Annotated in this window: 14 protein-coding genes and 1 tRNA gene; 10 read left to right on the top strand and 5 right to left on the bottom strand. The window is 53.2% G+C overall.

Annotated elements, in window-relative coordinates; genetic code table 11:
* Positions 1–183: 183 nt before the first annotated feature.
* The 7 genes from HMPREF2572_RS05030 to HMPREF2572_RS05060 all read left to right on the top strand — a co-directional run bounded on the left by HMPREF2572_RS05030 (position 184) and on the right by HMPREF2572_RS05060 (position 13450).
* On the top strand, positions 184–669 hold the full coding sequence (locus HMPREF2572_RS05030; protein WP_070496506.1) for a hypothetical protein: 486 nt from the start codon (positions 184–186) through the stop codon (positions 667–669).
* Between the two features lie 481 nt (positions 670–1150).
* Positions 1151–1645, top strand: a complete 495-nt coding sequence (locus tag HMPREF2572_RS05035) for a GlcG/HbpS family heme-binding protein (RefSeq protein ID WP_070496507.1) — start codon at positions 1151–1153, stop codon at positions 1643–1645.
* Between the two features lie 337 nt (positions 1646–1982).
* On the top strand, positions 1983–6191 hold the full coding sequence (locus tag HMPREF2572_RS05040) for a translocation/assembly module TamB domain-containing protein (RefSeq protein ID WP_070496508.1): 4209 nt from the start codon (positions 1983–1985) through the stop codon (positions 6189–6191).
* 254 nt (positions 6192–6445) lie between these two features.
* Positions 6446–8593, top strand: a complete 2148-nt coding sequence (yccS, locus tag HMPREF2572_RS05045) for a YccS family putative transporter (RefSeq protein WP_070496509.1) — start codon at positions 6446–6448, stop codon at positions 8591–8593.
* A 229-nt stretch (positions 8594–8822) separates the two neighbouring features.
* Positions 8823–10718 (top strand): tRNA uridine-5-carboxymethylaminomethyl(34) synthesis enzyme MnmG, encoded by a 1896-nt coding sequence (gene mnmG, locus HMPREF2572_RS05050; RefSeq protein ID WP_070496510.1) that lies wholly within the window; start codon positions 8823–8825, stop codon positions 10716–10718.
* A 934-nt stretch (positions 10719–11652) separates the two neighbouring features.
* Positions 11653–11982, top strand: a complete 330-nt coding sequence (locus HMPREF2572_RS05055) for a hypothetical protein (RefSeq protein ID WP_070496511.1) — start codon at positions 11653–11655, stop codon at positions 11980–11982.
* Positions 11983–12073: 91 nt separating this feature from the next.
* Positions 12074–13450, top strand: a complete 1377-nt coding sequence (locus HMPREF2572_RS05060) for a hypothetical protein (protein ID WP_070496512.1) — start codon at positions 12074–12076, stop codon at positions 13448–13450.
* 125 nt (positions 13451–13575) lie between these two features.
* Here HMPREF2572_RS05060 and HMPREF2572_RS05065 read toward each other — a convergent pair whose 3' ends face one another.
* The 4 genes from HMPREF2572_RS05065 to HMPREF2572_RS05080 form a co-directional block, all read right to left on the bottom strand.
* Positions 13576–13926, bottom strand: coding sequence for a hypothetical protein (locus HMPREF2572_RS05065; RefSeq protein ID WP_246827774.1), 351 nt, complete (start codon positions 13924–13926; stop codon positions 13576–13578).
* Between the two features lie 464 nt (positions 13927–14390).
* A tRNA-Thr gene (locus tag HMPREF2572_RS05070) sits at positions 14391–14466 on the bottom strand.
* Between the two features lie 209 nt (positions 14467–14675).
* Positions 14676–15299, bottom strand: a complete 624-nt coding sequence (rsmG, locus tag HMPREF2572_RS05075; RefSeq protein ID WP_070496514.1) for a 16S rRNA (guanine(527)-N(7))-methyltransferase RsmG — start codon at positions 15297–15299, stop codon at positions 14676–14678.
* Positions 15300–15496: 197 nt separating this feature from the next.
* Positions 15497–16495, bottom strand: coding sequence for an RluA family pseudouridine synthase (locus tag HMPREF2572_RS05080; protein ID WP_070496515.1), 999 nt, complete (start codon positions 16493–16495; stop codon positions 15497–15499).
* 567 nt (positions 16496–17062) lie between these two features.
* Between HMPREF2572_RS05080 and HMPREF2572_RS05085 the strand changes: the two genes are divergently transcribed.
* Positions 17063–20095 (top strand): Rne/Rng family ribonuclease, encoded by a 3033-nt coding sequence (locus HMPREF2572_RS05085; RefSeq protein WP_210385291.1) that lies wholly within the window; start codon positions 17063–17065, stop codon positions 20093–20095.
* Between the two features lie 102 nt (positions 20096–20197).
* Here HMPREF2572_RS05085 and HMPREF2572_RS05090 read toward each other — a convergent pair whose 3' ends face one another.
* Complete coding sequence (locus HMPREF2572_RS05090) at positions 20198–20734, bottom strand: porin family protein (RefSeq protein ID WP_003767081.1); 537 nt, start codon at positions 20732–20734, stop codon at positions 20198–20200.
* A 223-nt stretch (positions 20735–20957) separates the two neighbouring features.
* Between HMPREF2572_RS05090 and HMPREF2572_RS13260 the strand changes: the two genes are divergently transcribed.
* On the top strand, positions 20958–21140 hold the full coding sequence (locus tag HMPREF2572_RS13260; protein ID WP_083294157.1) for a hypothetical protein: 183 nt from the start codon (positions 20958–20960) through the stop codon (positions 21138–21140).
* 71 nt (positions 21141–21211) lie between these two features.
* Positions 21212–22048 (top strand): FKBP-type peptidyl-prolyl cis-trans isomerase, encoded by an 837-nt coding sequence (locus HMPREF2572_RS05095; RefSeq protein WP_070496517.1) that lies wholly within the window; start codon positions 21212–21214, stop codon positions 22046–22048.
* Positions 22049–22386 lie beyond the last annotated feature (338 nt).

The following is a 22386-nucleotide window of genomic DNA, read 5'->3' on the forward strand; positions in this document are numbered from 1 at the left end:
CTGAAACTGGGCATCGGGTGTAGGGTGTGTGCGGTACACACGCACGCGGTGTTTGAAATCCAAAACCCATCCGAGGTCGTCTGAAAACCTGTCTTAGGGTTTTCAGACGACCTTTTTATATTCTTTCCGTTTCCTGTATTATTCATATTGGTTTAACCACTTTTTCTTGAAAGGTCAAAAATAATGTCGCTCACTTTAAAATTTGTTCTGACCGCCGGTTTGCTCCTTCTTGGATTCCAAGCCGCTGCCCAAGATATTCCGCAAGCGTTTCAAGGCAAATGGGCAGGGCGTGCTGAAGGAAAGGTATCGCCCAAACATATAAGGGCTTTATGTGCCATGGGTTATGATGAAAACGCTGCTATGGATAATGTCGATGTGTCGGAAGATAGCGGCTTTTATATTGAAATAGGTAAAAAATCAATTGAATTAAAGGGTTGGGAATGGGGCGCGAAATATACGAAACTGAATTATCGAATTTATTCACCCGATAAAATTGCAGGTACGGCACGCGTTCGGGAAGAGGAGCCGGAGCAAGGTACGCAGATTTATAACGATAATTTTGAGTTTTCGTTAAACCGAGGCGTGCTGACGCAAAGATTCCGTGATTTTTCAACGGACGGCTCAGGCAAAAAAGTTTGGCGGACGCGTACGCTGATGCGTTGTAAATAATGCTGGGCAAACCGTAGCCGGTCGCAGGTTGGAGGCTTGTATCCGACAACAGCCGCTGCCATCTCAAATAGCTGCCGGATTCGAGAATCCGACCTACGGCAAAAACCGTAGCAAGAGAGAATAGCAACCCGTAGCGTGGGCTTTGCCCACGAATCAAACTCAAAATTTCAGACGACCTCTTTTACCCAACATTATCGTGGGCAAAGCCCACGCTACAATATATACCGACTACTGACGACATTGAATGCCCGGATACGTGATTACTTTGCCGAAATAGTATCCGAACGGCTTGATTTGAATTTTGGTATTTTTGTCCGACGGGATCAAAAATACAGTTGCTACTGAAACTACCAAACCGAAACCCATCCGAGGTCGTCTGAAAACCTATCTTATGGTTTTCAGACGACCTTTATTCTTCCCGCCGACAGGCATACAATCAAAAGTGCAGTACCTTTCATTGATTCCATACAAGGAGACAGTTATGCGCGGCATAAAATCAGTTGCATTGTTGTGTACTTTGGCATTGGGTGCGCCGGCGTTTTCGGCGAGTTTGACCAAAACGCTGCCGGGCGATTTGACGACGGCTCAGGCGCAGGCGGTGGTGCAGGCTTCGATGAAAAAGGCGCGTGAAATCAAGGTGCCGATGAATATCGCGGTCATGGACGCGGGCGGTAATTTGAAGGCGTTTGCGCGTATGGACGATGCGTTTATCGGTAGTATTGATATTGCGCAGAAAAAGGCGAAAACGGCACGCTATTTCAATATGTCCACCCGCGATTTGGGCAAGGCTTCGCAGCCGGGCGGCGAGCTTTACGGTATTGAGGTGACCAACGATGGTTTGGTGATTTTTGCCGGCGGCGTGCTGCTGGTGGATAAAAACGGCGTTATCGTCGGCAGCGTCGGTGTGAGCGGCGGCTCGGTCGATGAAGACGAAAGCGTCGCGAAAGCAGGTGCGGCAGTATTGTCGGGAAGGTAAGCCGCAGCTTGAGGCAACCCGACGCGTTTCTTTTCATTGATTTGCGTTGGGTTGCTGAAATAGGCAGAGGTCGTCTGAAAATGCGGGTTTTAATCCCTTCAATCTTTTCAGACGACCTTTTTACATTTGTTGGCATTTTACCGCTGTGAACATGGCGTTTGGGTATATGGGGTCGTCTGAAACCTGAAATGCTGTCTTTCCCAAGCACAATTCGCCGCAATGGGATATGATTATCCTTTTTCAGACGACCTGTCCTGATATGGGGTCGTCTGAAAAGTCAATTCCGTCGAGTGCGGCGGAGTCCTGTGCAGCCGTTAAGTCATACAAGAAAGTCAAGATGTCCGAAACAGCAGTCCAAGAAACCCAAGAAACGCCAAACAGTGTGCCTACGTCGTCTGAAACACAATCCACCCCGCCCAAGCGCAAGAGACGCTGGTTGCGGGGTTTGTTGCTGACGTTGGTTGTGCTGGCGTGCGCGCTGGCGGGCTTTATCGGCTGGCTGGTGGGGACGGAATCGGGTTTGCGTTTCGGTTTGTACAAGATTCCGTCGTGGTTTGGCGTGAAGATTGCGTCGGAAACGCTGGAAGGTACGCTGGTTAAGGGTTTTCACGGCGATAAGTGGATGATTGAAACGGATGGGGCGGATGTGAAAATCAGCGCGTTCCGTTTTGATTGGAAGCCGTCCGAGCTGTTTCAGCGCAGCCTGCACATTACTGAAATTGTGGCGGGCGATATTGCGGTCGTGCCGAAGCCGACGCCGCCGAAAGAGAAAAAGCCGTCTAAAGGACTGCCTGAGAGCATTGATTTGCCTGTGTTGGTGTTTATCGACCGTTTTGAGACGGGCAGGCTCAGTGTGGGCAAAAATTTTGACAAGCAGACGGCCTATCTCGACCATCTGAATGCGGCATACCATTACGATCAGAAAGAACACCGTTTGGATTTGAAAACCCTCGATACGCCGTGGAGCAATTCAACGGGTTCGGCGGTGGTCGGGCTGGAGAAGCCTTTTGCGCTCAATACGACGATTCAGACGAAGGGCGAGCTGGAAGGCGAGACGATAGAGGGTAAGGCGCGTCTGTGGGGCAGCTTGCAGGACGTGCAGACTGAAATCCTGCTGGACGGCGACGATGTGCATTTGTCGGCGAAATCTACGGTGCATCCGTTTGCCGCTTCGCTGGACAAGATGATCGGCGAGGTGCTGATCAAGGGTTTCAATATCAACCCGACCGCTTTCCTGCCGTCGCTGCCCAAGGCAAACCTGACGTTTGACGCGACCGTCGTGCCTTCGTTTACACACGGTATCGCGCTGGACGGCTCGCTCGACTTGGAAAACAAGGCAGCGGGTTTTGCCGATGACAAAGCCATTCCGGTGCGCAATATTTTGGCGGACTTCACGATTAACGACAACGGCGTGGTAACCGTCCAAGAGTCTGAAATCGGGCTGTTGGAGGAAGGTTCGTTCAATGTCGCCGGTACGGTCGATACGGTGAAAAATGCGCTTGCGCTCAAGATTAATGTGAACAACCTGGTTTCAGACGACCTTGTCCGCACCAATGTTGCCGGTCAGTGGAACGGATTTATCAGCGTCAAAGGCGAAACCGCCTCGCCCGCTGTCGATTGGAATCTTGAAAGCGGCAACGCGCAACTCTCCGGCCTGCTGTCCTTCGTTACCGACAGACAACTCGGTCAACGCACCCTCAAACTCGACCGCGTCCGCGTCGCACCGCAAAACGGCGGCGAACTGACGGCACAAGGTTCGCTCGAGCTTTTCAAAGACCGCCTGCTCAAGCTCGACGTTTCCAGCAAAGCGTTCAATCCGTCCCGCTTAGACTCAAAACTGCCCGCCGGCAGCGTCAACGGCACCATCAATCTTTCAGGCGAACTGGCGAAAGAAAAATTCGCCGGCAAAATGCAGTTTGCGCCGAGTACGTTAAACAACGTCCCCCTCAGCGGTAAAGCCGATGTCGTTTACGAATCCGGACATCTCCTGCGCGCGCTGACTGACCTGCGTTTGGGCAACAATATCGTCAAAACCAACGGCAGCTTCGGTAAAAAAGGCGACCGCCTCAATATCGACATCACCGCTCCCGACCTTTCCCGTTTCGGTTTCGGACTGGGCGGGCTGCTCAACACGCGCGGCTATATTTCAGGCGACCTCAAAGGCGGGCTGAAAACCTACGAAGCCGACCTCTCCGGCGAAGCGCGCGCGCTGCGTGTCGGCGATGCCGTCAACATCCGAATGCTTGACTTCAAACTCAAAGGCACGCCCGACATCAACCGTCCGCTTGCCGCCGACATCAAAGGCAGCCACATCGCCCTTTCCGGCGGCGCGACCGTCATCGATGCGGTCAACCTGTCCCTCAGCGGCACGGGCGCGCAACACCGCATACACGGCACCAGCAGCATGGCATTGGACGGCAAACCCTACAAATTCGAAGTCAACGCGGCGGGCGGTCTGAACAAAGACTTCAATCAGTGGAAAGGCAGCGTGGACACGCTCGACATCGGCGGCGCGTTCAACCTCAAACTGCAAAACCGCATGAACCTCGAAGCAGGCGCGAAGCGTGTTTCCATGAGCGCGGCGCGCTGGAGCGCGATGGGTGGCAGCCTCAACCTGCAAAACTTCGTTTGGGACAAAAAAGCCGGCATCACCAGCAAAGGCAGCGCGCAAAGCCTGCACATCACCGAGCTGCAAAACTTCGTCAAAATCCCCGTCGAACACAACTTGGTACTCGGCGGCGATTGGGATTTGGCGTACAGTCAAAATGCCCGCGGCTACCTCAACATCAACCGCCAAAGCGGCGACATCATCCTGCCGAACAAAGACCCGAAAAAACAGATGCCTTTGGGCTTAAGCGCGCTCTCCCTGCGCACCCGTTTCCAAAACGGCCGCATCGACAGCACGCTTGACGGCAGCACCCGTTTCGGCAGCGTCAACGCCAATCTGGGCATCAGCCAGCAGTTCGGCAACAAAATCGCCAACGCGCCCATAAGCGGCAAAATCAACCTCAACGTCCCCGACTTGGGTGCAATCAAAACCTTCCTGCCCGCCACCGCGCAAGGCATTACAGGTCGTCTGAACGCAGCCGCCACCATAGGCGGGCGCGTCGGTTCGCCCACCATCGCCGCCACCTTGAACGGCACCAGCAACTACGGCACAGCCGAAGGTACGGTAAACATCGGACAAGGCGCCAGCATGGACACCGCGCCTTTGAGCGGCAAACTCAATCTCAACGTCGCCGACCTCGAAGTCTTCCGCAATTTCCTACCCGTCGGACAAACCGTCAAAGGTCGTCTGAATGCCGCCGTCAGCCTTGGCGGACACGTCAGCGATCCCCAGTTTTCCGGTACGCTCAACGGCGAAAACCTCTACTACCGCAACCAAACCCAAGGCCTCATCCTCGACAACGGCGTTTTACGTTCCCATTTGCAGGGACAACGCTGGATTATCGACAGCCTCAAGTTCCACAAAGGCGGTACGCTCGAGCTTAAAGGCTCCGTCAACCTTGCCAACGCCGATCCGGACGTTGACGTGGATGTCGTCTTCGACAAATACGACACCCTCTCCCGTCCGAACCGCCGCCTGCGCCTCTCCGGCAGCGCGAAAGTGCAATACAACCAGGCCAGGGGCTTCATCCTCAACGGCACATTGGGCAGTGATTACGGTATGTTCGGTTCGCAAAAATCCTCCATGCCCTCGTTGGACGACGATGTCGTCGTGTTGGGCGAAGAGAAAAAACAAACCGCCGCCGTGACGCCCATCAGCCTCAACCTGACGCTCAACCTCAACGACAACATCCGTTTCGTCGGTTACGGCGCAGACATCACCATAGGCGGCAAGCTGACCATCACTTCCCGCCCGGGCGAAGCCATCCAAGGCGTCGGTACTGTCCGTGTTGTTAAAGGCCGTTACAAAGCCTACGGACAAGACCTCGACATCACCAAAGGTACGGTTTCTTTCGTCGGCCCGCTCAACAACCCCAACCTGAACATTCGCGCCGAACGCCGCCTTTCCCCCGTCGGTGCGGGCGTCGAAGTCCTCGGCAGCCTCTCCAATCCGCGCGTAACCCTTGTTGCCAAAGAGGCGATGAGCGAAAAAGACAAGCTCTCTTGGCTCATCCTCAACCGCGCCAGCAGCGGCAGCGACGGCGACAACGCCGCCCTTTCCGCAGCGGCAGGCGCGCTCCTTGCCGGACAAGTCAACGACAGGCTCGGACTGGTGGACGATTTGGGCATCACCAGCCAACGCAGCCGCAACGCTCAAACCGGCGAACTCAACCCCGCCGAACAAGTGCTGACCGTCGGCAAACAGATTACCAACAACCTCTACGCAGGTTACGAATACGGTATTTCCAGTGCCGAGCAGTCCGTCAAACTCGTGTACCAGCTCACTCGCGCCATCCAAGCCGTCGCCCGCGTCGGCAGCCGTTCATACGGCGGCGAGTTGAAATACACCATCCGTTTCGACAGGCTCTTCCGTTCGGATTACGAAAACGACGGCAAAATCGAAGAAGCGGAAAAACAGAAAGCCGAGCAAACGCAATAACGCCGACGAAAAAGAAAAGGTCGTCTGAAAACCACACTTTAGGGTTTTCAGACGACCTTTTTCATGCGCGGCTATCCTGTTCCTTTTTTCAGAGGATAGGTAGGCAGGTCGGTCATATCCGTTCCGCAGGGGCGCTGTCGGACAGGTTTTCAGACGACCCCATAGCCCCCGTCCCGCCCTAAAATCCTGTTAGAATACCGTTTCATTTCATTCATAATAATCAAACCATTCCCATTTAAAGCTGCGCCAATACGATGAAACTCCCGCCGCTCAAACCCCTCATCATCACCTCGCTGCCCGTCTTCGCCAGCGTCTTTATCGCCGCGACCCTTGTCTGGCGGTTTGGCACGCCCAAGCTCGCCATGCCTTTCGTACTCGGCATCATCGCGGGCGGCCTCGTCGATTTGGACAACCGCCTGACAGGTCGTCTGAAAAACATCATCATCACCGTCGCCCTGTTCACCCTCTCGTCGCTCGTCGCCCAAAGCACGCTCGGCACAGGTCTGCCTTTCATCCTCGCCATGACCCTGATGACCTTCGGCTTTACCATCTTGGGCGCGGTCGGGCTGAAATACCGCACCTTCGCGTTCGGCGCACTTGCCGTCGCCACCTACACTACGCTCACCTACACCCCCGAAAACTTCTGGCTGACCAATCCCGTCATGATTCTGCTCGGGACCGTGTTATACAGCACCTGCACGCTCGTTTTCCAAATCATCCTCCCACACCGCCCCGTCCAAGAAAGCGTCGCCAACGCCTACGAAGCGCTCGGCGGGTATTTTGACGCCAAAGCCGACTTTTTCGATCCCGACGAAGCCGCATGGCTCGGCAACCGTCAAATCGACCTTGCCATGAGCAACACCGGCGTTATTACCGCCTTCAACCAATGCCGCGCTGCTCTGTTTTACCGCCTGCGCGGCAAACACCGCCACCCGCGCACCGCCAAAATGCTGCGCTATTACTTCACCGCCCAAGACATACACGAACGCGTCAGCTCCGCCCATGCTGACTACACCGAATTGACCGACACCCTCAAAAACACCGACCTCATCTTCCGCATCCGCCGCCTGCTCGAAATGCAGGGGCAGGCGTGCCGCAACGTTGCCGCCGCCTTGAGAAACGGCAAAGACTACACATACAGCAAACGCCTCGGACGCGCGATGGAAGGCTGCCGCCAATCCCTCTCGCACTACACCGATGACCATCCCGAAAGCCGCAACGTCCTCCACATCCGCCGCCTGCTCGACAACCTCGGCAGCGTCGATCACCAACTGCGCCAGCTCCAACACAGCGACTCCCCCGCCGAAAACGACAACATCAGCGATACCCGCATCGCCGCCCTTGAAAACAGCAGCCTGAAAAACGTTTGGCAGACCGTCCGCAGCCAGCTCAACTTCGAGTCGGGCGTTTTCCGTCATGCCACGCGCCTTTCCATCCTCGTTGCCGTCTCCTGCATCATCGTCGAAATCCTCCATCTCAACCTCGGCTACTGGATACTCCTGACCGCCGTCTTCGTCTGCCAACCCAACTACACCGCCACCAAAAGCCGCGTGTACCAACGCATCGCCGGCACCATACTCGGCGTCATCGTCGGCTCCCTCGTGCCTTATTTCACCCCCTCCGTCGAAACCAAACTCTGGATCGTCATCGCCAGTACCACTCTGTTTTTCATGACCCGAAGCTACAAATACAGCTTCTCCACCTTCTTCATCACCATCCAAGCCCTCACCAGCTTCTCCCTCGCCGGGCTGGACGTCTATGCCGCCATGCCCGTCCGCATCATCGACACCATCGTCGGCTCCGTCCTCGCGTGGGCAGCCGTCACCTACCTCTGGCCGGATTGGCGTTACCTCACCCTCGAAAAAACCGCCGCCCAAGCCGTCGGCGGCAACGGTGCCTACCTCAGAAAAATCCTCGACCAGCTCCAATACGGCATCGCCGACGACGTCGAATACCGCACCGTCCGCCGCCAAGCCCACGAGCGCACCGCCACCCTCAGCAGCACCCTCTCCGACATGAGCAGCGAACCCAAAAAATACGGCAACAACCTGCAAAGCGGCTTCAACCTCCTCAAAACCAGCTACGCCCTGACCGGCTACATCTCCGCGCTCGGCGCATACCGCAGCGAAATGGACGGCGCATACAGCCCCGACTTCGTCCGCAAGTTCTACCAAAGCGGCTACCGCATCGCCGACCTGCTCGAACGCCTCCCGCAAACCGGTGAGCAAGATTTTCAGACGACCCTCTCCCAAATCCGAACCGATTTGGAAGCCCTGCAAACAGAAGCCGGCGACGCACGCCAAAGCCACATCCTCCACCGGCAGCTCACCCTCATCGCCAAACAGCTCGATCCCTGCTACCGCAGCCTGCACGACATTGAAGCCATCCCGCAGGTCGCGTGATAACAAGCAGCGTGATAACAAGCAGCAGGAAAACGAAAGGTCGTCTGAAAACCCGAAACAAGGTTTTTCAGACGACCTTTCCTTCATTTGCACCCGCAAACCATTGCCACCTGTCAAATCCCCCCGAAAAAGCGTACAATTCCACGTTTATTTTTGAATTCATTATATTTTCAGACGACCTCCGTCAGAGAAAAGAGGTCGTCTGAAACCATTAGGCACGTTGACACACATGACCCACATGATTTACCCCAAAACCTACGACGTCATCGTCGTCGGCGGCGGACACGCAGGCACGGAAGCCGCGCTCGCCGCCGCACGCATGGGCGCGCAGACGCTTTTGCTCACACACAACATCGAAACGCTCGGACAAATGTCGTGCAACCCCTCCATCGGCGGCATCGGCAAAGGCCATCTCGTGCGCGAACTCGACGCGCTCGGCGGCGCGATGGCGTTGGCCACCGACAAATCCGGCATCCAGTTCCGTCGTCTGAACGCCAGCAAAGGCGCGGCGGTTCGTGCCACGCGCGCGCAGGCAGACCGAATTTTGTATAAAGCCGCCATCCGCGAAATGTTGGAAAACCAAGAAAACCTCGACCTCTTCCAGCAGTCGGTTGATGATGTAACGCTCGACGGCGACCGCATTTCAGGCGTAATTACCGCGATGGGCGTGGAATTTAAAGCCCGCGCCGTCGTGCTGACCGCAGGCACGTTTTTGTCCGGCAAAATCCACATCGGTTTGGAAAACTACGAAGGCGGTCGCGCCGGCGACCCTGCCGCCAAATCGCTCGGCGGACGTTTGCGCGAATTGAACCTGCCGCAAGGCCGTCTGAAAACCGGCACGCCGCCGCGTATCGACGGACGCACGATTGATTTCTCCCGGCTCACTGAACAGCCCGGCGACACGCCTGTGCCGGTAATGTCCGTGCGCGGCAACGCCGAAATGCACCCGCGCCAAGTGTCCTGCTGGATTACGCATACCAACCTGCAAACCCACGAAATTATCCGCTCAGGCTTCGACCGCAGCCCCATGTTCACCGGCAAAATCGAAGGCGTCGGCCCGCGCTACTGCCCGTCTATCGAAGACAAAATCAACCGCTTTGCCGACAAAGACAGCCACCAGATTTTCCTCGAACCCGAAGGACTGACCACCAACGAATACTACCCCAACGGTATTTCCACCAGCCTGCCGTTCGACATCCAAATCGCGCTCGTGCGCAGCATGAAAGGCCTTGAAAACGCCCATATCCTGCGCCCCGGCTACGCCATCGAATACGACTACTTCGACCCGCGCAACCTCAAAGCCAGCCTCGAAACCAAAACCATCCAAGGCCTCTTCTTCGCCGGACAAATCAACGGCACGACCGGCTACGAAGAAGCCGCAGCGCAAGGCCTGCTCGCAGGCGCGAATGCTGTGCAATACGTCCGCGAACAAGACCCGCTCCTGCTGCGCCGTGAACAAGCCTATCTCGGCGTATTGGTGGACGACCTCATCACCAAAGGCGTGAACGAACCCTACCGCATGTTCACCAGCCGCGCCGAATACCGCCTGCAACTCAGGGAAGACAACGCCGACATGCGCCTGACCGAAGACGGCTACAAAATCGGCTTGGTGGGTGAAGAACAATGGCGCATGTTTAACGAAAAACGCGAAGCCATCGAACGCGAAATCCAACGCTTGAAAACAACGTGGTACACGCCGCAAAAACTCGCCGAAGACGAACAAATACGCGTGTTCGGACAAAAACTCAGCCGCGAAGCCAACCTGCACGACCTCTTGCGTCGCCCGAACCTCGACTACGCCGCACTGATGACGCTCGAAGGCGCAGAACCCGAGTGCAGGCTGCCTGAAGACGTGATTGAACAAGTCGAAATCCAAGTCAAATACCAAGGCTATATCGACCGCCAAAACGAAGAAATCGACAGCCGCCGCGACATCGAAACCCTAAAGCTGCCCGACGACATCGATTACGCGAAAGTCAAAGGTTTGTCGGCAGAAGTGCAGCAAAAGCTCAACCAGCACAAACCCGAAACTGTCGGACAAGCAAGCCGCATTTCCGGCGTAACCCCTGCGGCGGTGGCATTGCTGATGGTGCATTTGAAGCGCGGGTTTAAGGGGGCGAAGTAGGCTTGCACGCAGATAAGAAAAGGTCGTCTGAAACCGAACATTAGGTTTCAGACGACCTTTTTAATACCGATACATATTTATGTAGATTAAAATAGAAAGCACCCTTGCCGTCATGATCATAATAATTCAAGTGCCGTAGGTCGGATTCTCGAATCCGACATCTTAGACGGCTGGGTCGGATACAAGAATCCGACCTACGTTACTAGCGGTAGCAGCGGCAGTGAAAAATAGGGTGGTGGCAAGAAATGTTGTGATAAATGTAGATAACGTATGAAAGCCAATTGACCTATGATCAAAATTGTTGGGATTAAAAATTTAATTGATTCAAAAGAAAGTCTTTTAGACTATGGCTTTCTTTATACATTAAAAGATGATGAGAGACCTTTGCAAAAATAGTCTGTTAACGAAATTTGACGCATAAAAATGCGCCAAAAAATTTCAATTGACTAAAACCTTCCTAATATTGAGCAAAAAGTAGGAAAAATCAGAAAAGTTTTGCATTTTGAAAATGAGATTGAGCATAAAATTTTAGTAACCTATGTTATTGCAAAGGTCTCGATGATGTAGAAACCCAAGAAGGATTACTCAAGTGTACTTTTTTATTACCAGAAACTGAAAGTGATGAGCTTTTTATAGAAAATAATAAAGATTACCAAAACTGGCTTGAAGCTCCAATGTTCATTGACATAATTGATAGTTATACAGAAAACCATTCTGATGCTACGACATGTTCCTTAATTAATGCAGTTTTACATTATTGGAATCATGATGATTTTTTAGATTAATTGTTTAATTATCAAAATACAACCATAAGTCGGATTCGAGAATTCGACATCTTAGACGGCTGTGTCGGATACAAGTATCCGACCTACGGCTTGCTACGACGGTTTCTTTCTTTTGAAAGAATAACGATACAAAACAGGAGGAAAGAAAAATGGAATCCATAGAATTGCAAGATATCCCCAACGAGGTATTTTTAGAGGACATCCAAGAGCTCACGCAGGCATTTCCACTTGAATTTCCTCATTTATTCCAGCAAATCAAAGATTACTTGGGCATAGAAGAGAAAAATATCTATATTACCGACTTTGTAGAAGATGAAAATCAAGAAGACTGTTTCTACGGTTATTTCTTTGATGCGTTAAACAGAAAAATCTACCACTACGCCTTTGAAGGGGAGAAAACCGTATTTCAGGAAGCTGATATAGCTGCCTTAACGATGCGGGATACTTTCAGCATCAAAGTGCTGCATCTTCTGGTGTAAACGGGCAAACAGAAAAATTTCCATGGGCTGATTTTCAAATTATTTTGTAGGTTGAATTAGCCCATAACCCCCAATCCAAACTTTCCAACCCATGAAAAAAATAAAAATCTTACTTACTTTCTTTGTTGCAACCCTGCTTATTTTAGGCATTTTGTCCCAACTGTCCGTATGGTACGACAACCGCACTGCCGAGCCGGCAAAGCGTCTGTTGCAGGGTGAAGTGCCGCGCGGCGACAGTGAGGGAACGGATGCGTTGTGGTTGATGCCTTACGATATTCCCGATGCCGCCGAACGCCGTCAGATCATGGCAAAACTGGGCAATAAAGTGTTGGATGACGACCAGCTGCCCGAAAGCCTCCGCCAGCGCAAACTGATTACGAAGGATGAAGAAGGGCAAAGCCTCGACTGTATATCTAGAAACAATGATGGAGCGATCGTTGCAGACTGCCTGCAAAACGTGCGCGCCCACGCCGATGCCTACCGTGCTGTTGTGGCGAAATATGCCAAACTTTTTGACAATGCCGACCGCGTGTCGCAATACAGCAATTTGGATGTGCGCGCTCTAAATATTTCGGATGCCTTTCCAAAATACCACTATCTTGTTTACCAAACTACGCCTGCCGCCGTGGACTGGCTGGACGGCAAACCCGAAGCCGCATTTGCCCGCATTTGCCGCAACATCCGTACAGGCAAAACTTTACAGCAATCGCGTGGCGGACTCCTTCCTGCAATGATTGGCACCACTATTATCCAGAACAATACAAGACTCGCCGCCGCAATGCTTGCCGAGCAGCCGCAATGGGCAGGCAAACTGCCTGAAAACTGTGCCGACGCGTTCGCACCAACTGCCGACAACGCAGAAAACTACTGCCGTATCATGCAGTTCGAGTATCACTATATGGATAACTTCATCGCCAATCTTCCGACCCAACTGAGCCAAGAAATGCCCGCATGGCTCGTGCCCGTGTTGTTCTCGCCTGAGCACTCGCGAACACTTGCCAGCAAACAGTTTGCTTTTGGCTGCGAGCCTCCGGCACAGCAGGCCTTCGCGCAAGATCTGCCTGTATGGGCGCCGCAGGATGCCCAAATGCCGCAAACTTTCTGGCAGCAGTACGGCAGCCTTGCCTGTCTGCGTAACGCGCTGGGTTGCCGGTTTATTAACGGAGATTACGGCGGCGACGTTGATCCCTATGCCCGCCGCTTGCAAGACACGCAAATGCAGCAGCGTGCTTTTCAGGCTGCACTTGCCTTATACAGACTGCCCGAAAACCAACGTACCGCCGAGCTGCCCAATGTCCTTGCCCGCTATGGCAGCCCATCCCGTGAGTTGCACTACGACGCCGAAGTAAAAGCCATCGTGTTTACCCCGTATCAACACCATGTACGTTTTATATTGAATGTCCCGCTGGCATTGCCGCAAGGGCAGCATAGTGAAATGACGGATAAACTGCCGAAGTCGCAGCAGTAATGAAAGTCCTTGTCCACGTTGAGATAGTGTGACGGCAAACAAAAGGTCGTCTGAAACCCAAAATCAGGTTTCAGACGACCTTTTTTCATATCAACACATTGCGCAAAGCCAAACGCAGAAGAGCTTTAATTAACAGCCGATAAGATGGCGTAAAGGCTTGGGGAATCTACGCATAATTCTTCTTTTTTCGATCGGTAACACGTCCAGCTCTTGCCTTTGAATGTACGCTCGGTGGTGGTGTAAGTCTTGTTATTCATCAGTTTGGTCGAATGAGTCCATTTGCCGCCTGTCGGGTCGGATTCTTTCGTTTTCATAAAGGCTTCATACGAAAAAACAATCGTTTTTCCATTTTTCAATTTGTACTCTTCCCCGTTCCCCGCGATATAGCCGCCGCGTTTTTCATCGTAGACTTGTGCGCTTTCCCAAGCCAGGCTGCTGCAAGCCGTTGTTTGCGGTTGGCTGTTTGGGGCGGTCAAATCTTGGTATGTGCAAGTCAAATTGTCTGATGAATAAGTGTGGCTGGCATAGGCAGTTGTAGACAAAAACAGGATAGTGAAAAGTATTCTTTTCATTTTGGCTGACCTTTAAAAATCAAATTGAAATAGCGTAAAACGACCTTGCTTCGTGCGGGAAACAAAGCCATGAAGCGATAAACTGAGAAGAGCAGCATTGTACTTTTATAGTAGATTAACTTTAAACCAGTAAGGCGTTGCCTCGCCTTAGCTCAAAGAGAACGATTCTCTAAGGTGCTTAAAGCACCAAGTGAATCGGTTCCGTACTATCTGTACTATCCGCGGATTCGTCGCCTTGTCCTGATTTAAATTTAATCCACTATAACTGCTGAATATGTCAGCAAGCCTTATTTGCATCAGCTCTCTATGAAAAAGGTCGTCTGAAAACACAAAAACCAAGTTTTCAGACGACCTTTCTTTATCCAAGCTGGTGCCGGAGAAGGGAATCGAACCCCCGACCTTCGCGTTACGAATGCGCTGCTCTACCGACTGAGCTACACCGGCACGGTGTTCGTTATCATATACTCAACTGATGCGGATGGCAATGTGCTGTCGGGCTGTTTTTATTGCTGCTGCTTTGTTGCTTGAATTGGTAAGGTGTTAATGATATCGGCTTTCAGTGAGCAGATTTAGGAATAACGAGGTCGTCTGAAAAGCCCTGTTTCGGGTTTTCAGACGACCTTTGCAATATTCAGACTCAACGTTCGGAAGGCTCAAACCTTCTTCAAAACCACCATATGCCGTTCTGCATCCAAGCCTGGGACGTGGAGGGCTTCGACGCGTTCGACGGCGACGGTGTCGGGGAGTTTGGCGATTTCTTCTTCGGGGTACACGCCTTTCATGGCGACCCAGCGGCCGCCGTCTTTCAGCAGGTGTGCCGTCCAGTTGACGAAGTCGGCGAGTTCGGCGAAGGCGCGGCTGGTGATGATGTCGGCTTGGAAGTCTTGAACGGCTTCGACGCGGCCACTGACGACGCGGACGTTACTTAGTTCGAGTTCGATGACGGCTTGTTGCAGGAAGGCGGTTTTTTTGGTGTTGGCATCCAAGAGGGTGATGTTAAGGTCGGGACGGCAGATGGCGGCGGGAATGCCGGGCTGTCCGCCGCCGGAACCGACATCCAGCATAGTGTGCGCGCCTTGGAGGTAGGGGAGCAGGGTCAGGCTGTCGAGCAGGTGGTAGCTGACCATTTGCGCTTCGTCGCGCAGGGCTGTGAGGTTGTAGGTCTTGTTCCACTTTTTGAGCAGGCCGGTATAGGCGAGCAGCAGGGTTTGCTGTTCTGCGGATAGGTCCAAACCTAATGCCTGTATGCCTGATTGGAGTTGCTGTGTCGGGGTCATGGTGTTTGTCCGTGTTTGTGTCGGGCATTATGGTAGCGGAAAAAAAGGTCGTCTGAAAGGCGTGGGGCGGGCGGGGGTAAGGTTGTCGGGACGGCGAGTTGTAGCATGGGCTACGCCCGCGAAATTTGTGGTCTGGCAATCCGAATCCGTCTGTTGTTTTTGCGCTCATGTCGTGGGCAAGAGCCATGCTACGGATTTCAGACGACCTTCCCTGCGTTTTCCAGCATTAAGACAAATTGTGCCAAGTCTTGCGGCAGCGGGGCTTTTAAGATGAGTTTTTCGCCTGTCAGCGGGTGGGCGAGGTGCAGTTCGGCGGCGTGTAGGAACATCCGTTTCAAACCGAGCTTCTGGAGGCGTTTGTTGGCTTGGTAATCGCCGTAGCGTTCGTCGCCGGCGATGGGGCATTGCTGGGATTGGAGGTGGACGCGGATTTGGTGGGTGCGGCCGGTTTTCAGGGTGGCTTGCACGAGGGTGAGGTGCGAGAGTCCGACTTGGTGCAGGAGGTCGTCTGAAAAGCGGTTGAGCACGCGGAAGATGGTGTGCGCGGATTGTCCGTCTTCGCTGACGCGCACCATTTTTTCGCCTTGTGCGCCGGTGTATTTGAACAGGGGCAGTTTGACGTGGAAGCGGTCGTTCGGCAGTTTGCCTACGCCTAGCGCGAGGTAGATTTTTTTGGGGTGGTCGTTGCGGATGGCTTCGTGCAGTTTGACGAGCGCGCTGCGTTTTTTGGCGATCATCAGGAGGCCGCTGGTGTCTTTGTCGAGGCGGTGGACGAGTTCGAGATAGCGGGCTTCGGGGCGGGCGCGGCGGATTTGTTCGATGACGCCGAAGCTCACGCCGCTGCCGCCGTGGACGGCGGTGCCTGCGGGTTTGTCGATGACGAGTAATGCGTCGTCTTCGTAGATGATGGTAAATTCGCGCGCGGGTACGGCTTGGGCGCGGTTTTCAGACGACCTTTGTTTTTCGGCGGTGCGCACGGGCGGGATGCGGAGCAGGTCGCCTGTTTGGATGCGGCTGTCGGGCTTGCAGCGTTTTTTGTTCAGGCGCACTTCGCCGGCGCGGATAATGCGGTGGATATGGCTTTTGGGTACGCCTTTGAGGATTTTTATCAGATAGTTGTCAAGGCGTTGTCCGGCTTCGTGTTCGGCGACGGTAATCAGGCTGACTGAATCTTTGCTTATTGCGTGCGTTTTCATCTATAATCCCGAACATCCGTTTCGGCAGAAACCTGTACAAACAGGCCGTATGGGACGGATGGTATTGTTAAAACGAGATTTTATATTAAAAACGCACTCTGCAAAGCATTTTCCCTGCGTTTATGCCAAAGCCCGTAAACGCAGGAGCGTAATTAAGTTTGATTTGATTTTGCCGATTTGACCGGGCATAAGACGAGGGACGGGTGTTTGACAAACCTGCCGCGCCGCACCGTTCGAAACTTCCGGCATAACGATAATAAGAAGATGTCGGCTACCTGTTTTTCAAGCCGGGCCTGTACCGTCCGGACTTCGGCGGCGGACGGAGTGTTCCGCCGCATTGTTCTTTATTGCCTTCTTTATCCGTATCCTTCCGCACACGGCCGCATTGTTTTGGGCGGCGTGCAACCTTGCGGACTTCAATTCAAAAACTGATTGCTCATCCGGGTTTCTGCATCCCGCGCCGAAAAGGGGCGCGGGCTATGCCCAATCCCGCCCGCCTCGCAGAGTGTCTGACAAAGAGCAGGCAGGTCGTCTGAAAAGGCTGCCCGCCTGTGCGAGGTAATGATTATGAAAAGAATGTTGTTCAATGCAACGCAGGCCGAAGAGCTGCGCGTTGCCATTGTCGATGGGCAAAACCTTTTGGATTTGGACATCGAAACGCTGGGTAAAGAGCAGCGCAAAGGTAATATTTATAAGGGTATCATCACCCGCATCGAGCCGTCGCTGGAAGCGTGTTTCGTAGATTACGGAACCGACCGCCACGGCTTTTTGCCGTTTAAGGAAGTATCGCGTTCGTATTTCCAAGATTACGAAGGCGGCAGGGCGCGTATTCAAGACGTGCTCAAAGAAGGCATGGAAGTCATCGTCCAAGTCGAAAAAGACGAACGCGGCAACAAAGGCGCGGCGCTGACCACCTTCATCAGCCTTGCCGGACGCTATCTGGTATTGATGCCCAACAACCCGCGCGGCGGCGGCGTATCCCGCCGTATCGAAGGCGAAGAGCGTCAAGAACTCAAAGCCGCTATGGCGGAACTCGATATTCCGAACGGCATGAGCATCATCGCCCGCACCGCCGGCATCGGCCGCAGCGCGGAAGAGTTGGAATGGGATTTGAACTACCTCAAACAGCTTTGGCAGGCCATCGAAGAAGCTGGCAAGGCGCACCACGAACCCTACCTCCTCTTCATGGAAAGCTCGCTGCTCATCCGCGCCATCCGCGACTATTTCCGTCCCGACATCGGCGAAATTCTGGTGGACAATCAAGAGGTTTATGACCAAGTTGCCGAGTTTATGAGCTACGTCATGCCGAGCAACGTAGGTCGTCTGAAACTCTATGAAGACCACACGCCGCTGTTCTCCCGCTTCCAAATCGAACACCAAATCGAAAGCGCGTTTGCCCGCAGCGTCAGCCTGCCTTCCGGCGGCGCGATTGTGATCGACCACACCGAAGCCCTCGTTTCCATCGACGTCAACTCCGCCCGTGCGACACGCGGCGCGGACATCGAAGACACCGCCTTCAAAACCAATATGGAAGCCGCCGAAGAAGTCGCCCGCCAAATGCGCCTGCGCGACTTGGGCGGTTTGGTCGTCATCGACTTCATCGACATGGAAAACCCCAAGCACCAGCGCGATGTTGAAAACGTCCTGCGCGACGCGCTCAAAAAAGACCGCGCCCGCGTGCAAATGGGCAAACTTTCCCGCTTCGGCCTCTTGGAATTAAGCCGCCAACGCCTGAAACCCGCTTTGGGCGAAAGCAGCCACGTCGCCTGCCCGCGCTGCGCCGGTACCGGCGTCATCCGCGGCATCGAATCAACCGCCCTGCACGTTTTGCGCATCATTCAAGAAGAAGCGATGAAAGACAATACCGGCGAAGTGCATGCGCAAGTGCCCGTCGATGTTGCTACCTTCCTGCTGAACGAAAAACGCGCCGAGCTGTTTGCGATGGAAGAGCGTTTGGACGTCAACGTCGTCCTGATTCCGAATATCCACTTGGAAAACCCGCACTACGAAATCAACCGCATCCGCATCGACGACGTAGAAGAAGACGGCGAACCGAGCTACAAACGCGTTGCCGAGCCGGAAGAAGACGAATCTGCCAAACCTTTCGGCAGTGAAAGAGCCAAAGCCGCCCGTCCCGAACCCGCCGTTAAAGGCGTGCGCCATACCCAGCCTGCCCCGACCGTATCCGAGCAGAAAAGCGGTTCATGGTGGGATACCTTCAAAGCATGGCTCAAACGCATTTTCGGCGGCAATACCGCAGTCGAAACCGCGCCTGTTGCCGAAGTGGCAGAAAAACGCACTTCGGGCAGCAACAATCGCAACGGCAATTCCGGCAACCGCCGCGCAAACAACCGCCGTCAAAACCCGCGCCGTAACAATAGGCACGACGGCAGCAAGGTAGAAGTGCGCGAAGTGGCGGACTTTAAAGACAAAGCAGCGGACAATCAGGCGGCGGAAAACGAAACCCGCAACGCTAAAGACAACCGCCGCAGCCGCAACCGCCAAAACGAGCGCAACGCCGCCGCGGAAGCCGAAAACCTCGAAGTCCAAGCACTCGCCGCCGTAACGTCGTCTGAAAACGAATCCCGTTCGGGCGAGCAGGCGCAAGGCAGCAAACGCCGCCGCAACAACAACCGTAACGAACGCAACCGCGAACAAGCGGAAATCCGTGCGGAAGAAACCTTGTCCGAAGCAGTGGACAACGCAGCGGAAGAGGGCGTACAAACCGCCGATACCGATGCACCGAAAGGCAACGAACGCCGCCAACGCGAGCGCAACAACCAACGCGACCGCCGCGAACGCAACAATCAGCGCGACCGCCGTCAAAACGGTAAAAAACGCAATATTCCGTCTGCCGCCAAAATCGAGCAGTACCTGAATATTCACGATACCGCCGACAAAGTCCGCTTTGCCGCCGCGCACGTCATGGGCGAGCCTGTCGAAGAAGAACCGTTTGCCGTAACCATCCCCGCTCCCGAGGATAGTGCCGAGCCTTTGGTTGTCGTCGTTTCCGAACCCGTTGCGGCCACTGAAGAAGCCTTCGTGTTCTCCATCGAAGGCGAAGAAACGGACAGCGGCATCCTGATCGAAGACAGCACCGACGACGAATGCAGCATCATCGACTCCGCCATCGGCAGCGTTGAAGATACCCCGACCTCCGTGTTCGCCATCGAAACCGAAGACGGCTACCAACCGATGACCGCCGTCCCTGCCGAAGGTGAAGCCGAAGCCGTCGCCGAAATGGAGGAAGAGCTGGTCGTTTGGAAAGCCGAACGCGAAGCTGCCGCCGCCATCGAAGCTCTTGCCGCAGCAGCAGCGGCCGCCGCAGCCGCCCAAGCAGCAGAATCCGAACCGCAAACCGCGCCGGAAGCAGGCCAAGCTGAAGCGACCGAGCCGGAAGAAACTGTCCCTGCCGTTGCCGCGCTGCCTGACTTAGGCGGTTTGGTGTTCGTCGAAACCAATCCCGAAGCCGTCGCCGCTTTTGCTGAACAGGTTCAGCCCGAACCCGAATCCGGCCTGCGCCGCGCGGATGTGCCGAAAGTTGAAGCCGAACCCGTCGCCGCCGCCGAAATGGTCTTGGTGGAAACGCGCAAAGACTGAAGGCTGAAAGAAGAGGGCATCGTTTAAGATGCTCGAATCGACAAAAAGGTCGTCTGAAACCGTAAATCCGGTTTCAGACGACCTTTGCCTGTTTAAAAAAGATTATTTGAAGCGGTAGCCGACAGTAGCCATGTAGCTGTTGTTGTGGACTTTCAAATTGTCTTTTTTATAACGGGTTTGCTCCCATTCGGCACCGACCTCGACATTCGGTGCAACGGCGTATTTCGCGCCCACGCCGTAGCCGAGGCCGTTCATATTGTTGCGTTTCGCGCCCAAATTGTCGAAGCGGCCGTAGTGGTAGCCTACCTTACCGTAAGCCAGCGCATTGTCGGTCAGGCGGTAGCCTTGGACGTAGGAAACGTTGGCATCGACTTTTTGTTTCGCATTGCCCGCGATTTTGCGGTGCAGCGGTTTAACACCGGCTTCAACGCCGCCAATCCAGTTGCTTTGTCCGAATTGTGTGTTGTAGCTGCCGCGTACGGCAACGTCGCCTTTGGTTTTTTCATTCAGATTAACGTTGCGCACATCACTTTTGGTTGCGCCCGCGCCGACTTCCAAGCCTGCGCCGGTAAAAGAACCGTCAGCGAAAGTGATGGCGGAAGCGGTAGCCAATAAAACAGTCAGTAAGGTTTTTTTCATGATAATGCTCCTTCACGGATAAATAGGAAGCGTGTTTCTGCTTCCGACGAATCCAGTATCGGATGCTTGCGGATGAGCCGCAACCGCCTTTGCCGAGGCGTTACCCATCTTCTCAAGTGCTTAACGTTTGTAATTCATTGAAACGGCTGAATTTGCGTCGTCCGAAATATCGAGGTGCGCGATTTATAATTTGCGTAAAGTGCGATGAAAAGTATGAAGATTTATGAACCTTGCTGTGTGGAGAGGGGTGCGTTTGGCAGCGGAAGCGGAGTGCGGGAAAAATGATAAAGGTTTAATTAGCGGTTTACATTGGTCGGTGTGGCTTTATTGCCATAAGCGCGATAAAGGTCGTCTGAAAACTGGGTTTTTGGGTTTTCAGACGACCTTTTTTATCGTGTTTGTATGATTTTTTTCTGATTTCTTTATGCGAAGGTTATAATCCCTGCTTCTTCCAATTTCCCGCCAAAGAGAAATACTATGAATAAAATCTTGAAATTAAGCATGTTGGCACTGATTACCACGTTTTCCCTGACAGCTTGCAGCAATAAAACCCCCGATACTTCTTCAACTCCGATCACGCCTTCATCTCTTGACGGTACAACTGCAAAAGAGACCGAGGCTTCTGCTGAATCGGATACATCTTCATCTTTCAAAAGTTTGGATGAAAAAGGCAGCTATGCAATGGGTATGGACATTGGCAAATCCTTGAAACAGATGAAGGAACAGGGTTTCGAAGTTGATATGAAAGCCTTCTTTAACGCCGTACAGTCCGTATACGATGGTAAACAGACTAAATTGAGTGAGTCGGAAGCCGGCATAGCGCAGGTGGAAATCATGACAGAACTTGAAGCTAAAGCAACGAAAAAATACGAGGAAGAAGCCCAAGCCAATAAAGAAAAAGGCAAAGCTTTTTTGAAAGAAAATGCCACTAAAGAGGGCGTGAAAACAACAGCATCCGGTTTGCAATACAAAATGATCAAAGAAGGAACAGGCAGACAGCCTCGGAAAAACGATCTCGTACATATTGGATATGAAGGCCGTCTGATTGACGGTACTGTTTTCGACAGCAGTAAAGAAGGTGTAAGTGATGATGGAGTAGGCGGCATTATCTCTTTTCGGCTTGACCAAACCATACCGGGCTGGATAGAAGGTTTGCAGCTTTTGAAAGCAGGCGGCGAGGCTACTTTTTATATTCCTGCCAAACTCGCTTACGGAGAAGAAAAGCTTGGCAATAAAATCGGTCCGAATTCCGTTTTGATATTCGACGTCAAATTGGTCAAAATCGACAGAAACGGCAAACATCGTATTCGGTAATCTGCTTCTTCCGGCAAAGAGGGCATTAAGATTAGCGCTCATGTAAAACTGGGTGCTGGCTCTGGTTAAAGCCAATCCGATGGTTGCGCTCTCCCTAAAACCTTCTTGATAAAGGGCGGATAATCGCCGTATCAAATATAGTGGATTAACTTTAAACCAGGACGGCGTTGCCTCGCCTTAGCTCAAAGAGAACGATTCTCTAAGGTGCTTAAAGCACCAAGTGAATCGGTTCCGTACTATCTGTACTATCCGCGGATTCGTCGCCTTGTCCTGATTTAAATTTAATCCACTATAAAATATAAAAAAGGTCGTCTGAAAACCCGTATTTCAGGTTTTCA

The organism is Neisseria sp. HMSC064E01 (assembly GCF_001808875.1).
Taxonomy (GTDB): domain Bacteria; phylum Pseudomonadota; class Gammaproteobacteria; order Burkholderiales; family Neisseriaceae; genus Neisseria; species Neisseria sicca_A.

Excerpts from the sequence above, each read along its gene's own strand:
- HMPREF2572_RS05030 (WP_070496506.1), top strand. The coding sequence starts at position 184 with ATGTCGCTCACTTTAAAATTTGTTCTGACCGCCGGTTTGCTCCTTCTT.
- HMPREF2572_RS05035 (WP_070496507.1), top strand. The coding sequence starts at position 1,151 with ATGCGCGGCATAAAATCAGTTGCATTGTTGTGTACTTTGGCATTGGGT.
- HMPREF2572_RS05040 (WP_070496508.1), top strand. The coding sequence starts at position 1,983 with ATGTCCGAAACAGCAGTCCAAGAAACCCAAGAAACGCCAAACAGTGTG.
- yccS (WP_070496509.1), top strand. The coding sequence starts at position 6,446 with ATGAAACTCCCGCCGCTCAAACCCCTCATCATCACCTCGCTGCCCGTC.
- mnmG (WP_070496510.1), top strand. The coding sequence starts at position 8,823 with ATGACCCACATGATTTACCCCAAAACCTACGACGTCATCGTCGTCGGC.
- HMPREF2572_RS05055 (WP_070496511.1), top strand. The coding sequence starts at position 11,653 with ATGGAATCCATAGAATTGCAAGATATCCCCAACGAGGTATTTTTAGAG.
- HMPREF2572_RS05060 (WP_070496512.1), top strand. The coding sequence starts at position 12,074 with ATGAAAAAAATAAAAATCTTACTTACTTTCTTTGTTGCAACCCTGCTT.
- rsmG (WP_070496514.1), bottom strand. The coding sequence starts at position 15,299 with ATGACCCCGACACAGCAACTCCAATCAGGCATACAGGCATTAGGTTTG.
- HMPREF2572_RS05080 (WP_070496515.1), bottom strand. The coding sequence starts at position 16,495 with ATGAAAACGCACGCAATAAGCAAAGATTCAGTCAGCCTGATTACCGTC.
- HMPREF2572_RS05085 (WP_210385291.1), top strand. The coding sequence starts at position 17,063 with ATGAAAAGAATGTTGTTCAATGCAACGCAGGCCGAAGAGCTGCGCGTT.
- HMPREF2572_RS05090 (WP_003767081.1), bottom strand. The coding sequence starts at position 20,734 with ATGAAAAAAACCTTACTGACTGTTTTATTGGCTACCGCTTCCGCCATC.
- HMPREF2572_RS13260 (WP_083294157.1), top strand. The coding sequence starts at position 20,958 with ATGAACCTTGCTGTGTGGAGAGGGGTGCGTTTGGCAGCGGAAGCGGAG.
- HMPREF2572_RS05095 (WP_070496517.1), top strand. The coding sequence starts at position 21,212 with ATGAATAAAATCTTGAAATTAAGCATGTTGGCACTGATTACCACGTTT.